Origin of the sequence: Klebsiella sp. Ech2A (assembly GCF_030078455.1) — a bacterium.
GTDB classification, from domain to species: Bacteria; Pseudomonadota; Gammaproteobacteria; order Enterobacterales; family Enterobacteriaceae; genus Klebsiella; species Klebsiella terrigena.
In genome coordinates, this window is sequence record NZ_JAQGFU010000348.1 from 1 (window position 1) to 2,469 (window position 2,469).

Annotated in this window: 3 protein-coding genes; all 3 read right to left on the minus strand. The window is 61.8% G+C overall.

The window, feature by feature from the left end; genetic code table 11:
• Window positions 1–437 (minus strand): HAD family hydrolase (locus tag PFH44_RS26730; protein ID WP_283826712.1); only part of this gene is annotated, 437 nt, incomplete at its 3' end.
• A 51-nt stretch (window positions 438–488) separates the two neighbouring features.
• Window positions 489–1,766 carry an RbtT/DalT/CsbX family MFS transporter gene (locus PFH44_RS26735; protein WP_283826713.1) on the minus strand — a complete coding sequence of 426 codons (1,278 nt, stop codon included), beginning with the start codon at window positions 1,764–1,766 and terminating at the stop codon, window positions 489–491.
• A gap of 132 nt (window positions 1,767–1,898) precedes the next feature.
• The coding region (locus PFH44_RS26740; RefSeq protein WP_283826714.1) for an FGGY-family carbohydrate kinase at window positions 1,899–2,469 on the minus strand (571 nt) is incomplete at its 5' end.

The window sequence follows — 2,469 nt, forward strand, 5'->3', positions numbered from 1 at the left end:
GGGTGCGGCTTGCCCCAGGCTTCGTCGTCGGCGCTGGAGATCGCGTCAAACCAGGGGCGCAGGGCGAGCTTATCCAGCACGGCGGCAATCACCTGATGGGACGAGGAGGTCGCCAGCGCAATCTTATAGCCGCAGCGGCGGAAATGGGCCAGGGCGTCATTGACGCCCTCCATCGCCTCGCCGCTGGCGATAATCAGGCCGGTGACCCGCTGCAGGATAGTCTGCTGCAGGCGCTGCGGCGCGACGCTGAGCCGGCAGTGGCGGCACCAGATGCGCGCAATGTCGTCCAGCCGCTTGCCTTTGGTCAAGGTTTCGCACTCCTCAACGCTGACCGTCGCGCCCAGAGAGGCCAGGGCCTCCATCTGCGCCTGGCGCCACAGGCCTTCCGAGTCAATCAGCACGCCATCCATGTCAAAAATTACCGCTTTAATACTCATCATCCACCTCAGGCGGGCCGCGATATTGCTAACGCGGCCCGTAGACTCTCATCAGGAAAATTCAACGCTTTTACCGCTGCCGGCCGGCTGCTGGCTAAAGCCCGGCTGCTCGACGCGGATAAACGCGCAGAGGAAGAACGCCAGCACGTACAGCGCGGTGTAGGCGATAACCACCCCGATGGTGCTGTAGTACGGCAGCAGGACCACCGCTATCGCCGGGGCGAGGAAGTTGGAGAGCCCCGCCGACAGGTTATAGACCGAAATGGCCGCCCCTTTATGCTTAGGTTCGAGCGCCGGGAACACGGCGGCCATCGGCACGAAGGCGGCGACAAAGATCCCCAGCGCAACCGCCGGGATCAGCGCCATGGCGAAGTTATGCCCGAAGTGCTGCGGAATGTAGTAGAAGGCAAGGCTCGACAGCGCCATGCCGACGCAGCCAAACCAGCGCACCACTTTGATCCAGCCCAGCTTCTCGCCGAGGATCCCCCACAGCACGTTGGAGAAAATGGTGGTGAAGAAGAATACCGCCCACACCTGCAGCCACTCCGAGGTGGTAAAGCCCAGCTCGTCAACAAACATCAGCGGCATAATGACCGCAAAGCCGAACAGCGACAGGGTGTTGATAATACGCACCACGCTGGAGAGCAGAATATTGCGATTGCTGTAGAGCAGCGTGACCGCGCGGCCCAGCTCGGCAAACTTCTCGCGGGTGGTCAGGTTCTGCATATGCCGTGGCGTTTCGATTTTGCGCAGCGCGACCATCGCGATGACGCCGCCGGTGGCGCAGAACGCCAGCGCCAGCCACAGCGTGCCGAGCTCGCCGATATGCGGGATGGTAAAGCTCGGGATGTAGCTGCCGAACACGCCGATGCCGATGGAGTAGACCGCCCAGAACCAGCCCAGCGCCGAGCTGGCGCTGTCGCTTTTGACGTTGTGAATAATCGCCACGATAAACGAGTAGAGGAACAGCGGATAGGCAAAGCCGCGAATGCCGTAGAACAGCAGGATCAGCGGATAGTTAGCGTGTCCGAGGCCAAAAACCAGGAACAGAACGTGGAACACGCACCACAGCACGAAACCGATCATCATCGTTTTCTGCGGGGTGATGATCTCCGCCACCACGCCGGAAATCCACGCCGAGAGCGCGGCGGCCAGGCCGTACAGCGTAAAGGCGAAAGAGGCCTGCGCCGGGGTGAAGCCCAGCTCTTTGATATAGTGCGAGAGAAAAGCCAGCTCGAAACCGTCGCCGGTCATAAACACGGCGATAGCAATGTATCCCCATATCAGATTCAGGGGCAGACCGAGCCACTGTTTATTGGTTGCGGACATAATGACCTCGTTTGCAGGGTACAGGAGTTCGCTCCGATGACGCCACCGGAGCGGTTGTTCTACCCCTCATCGTTCAGGCCGCAGGCCGTTGCCTTCCCGCGGCCCGAACTCGTTAGGGTATGTTATTTATATTTAGCGCTGACGGTAATTCAGGTCGTTGAGATATAAGGCTTTAAACTGCACGTAGCGCTGCATCAGTGCCTGATGGCGGGCCGGCGTCGTGCGCCAGGTCTGCCAGACTTCCGGCTTTTCGCACACCGTGGCCAGCGGTTTCCCTGCCGCCAGGCAGGCCAGCCGCGCCGCCCCCAGCGCGCCGCCGGTTTCGCCCCCTTTGTGGGTGACCACCGGCATCGCGAGAATATCCGCCAGCAGCTGGGCCCAGAACGGGCTTCGGGCGCCGCCGCCGACCAGCGAGCACTGCTCAATCCGCGTGCCGCTCTCCTTCAGCACCTGCAGGCCGTCGTTGATGCCAAAGCTCACGCCTTCCAGTACCGCGTAGCCCAGCTGCGCGCGCAGGCTGGAGTGCGTCATTCCCCAAAACATCCCGCGAGCGTCGGGGTCGTTATGCGGGGTGCGTTCGCCGGAAAGGTACGGCAGGAAGAACGGCGCACTGGCTTTCTCCTCCTCGCTGAGCTGGGCAATCTCCTCCAGCAGAGCGACCTCGGTGGTGCTGGTGAGACGGCAGAACCACTGCAGGCAGCTG

What these genes read in the sequence shown, in the direction of transcription:
- PFH44_RS26735 (WP_283826713.1), bottom strand. Translation starts at nt 1,766, where the DNA reads ATGTCCGCAACCAATAAACAGTGGCTCGGTCTGCCCCTGAATCTGATA.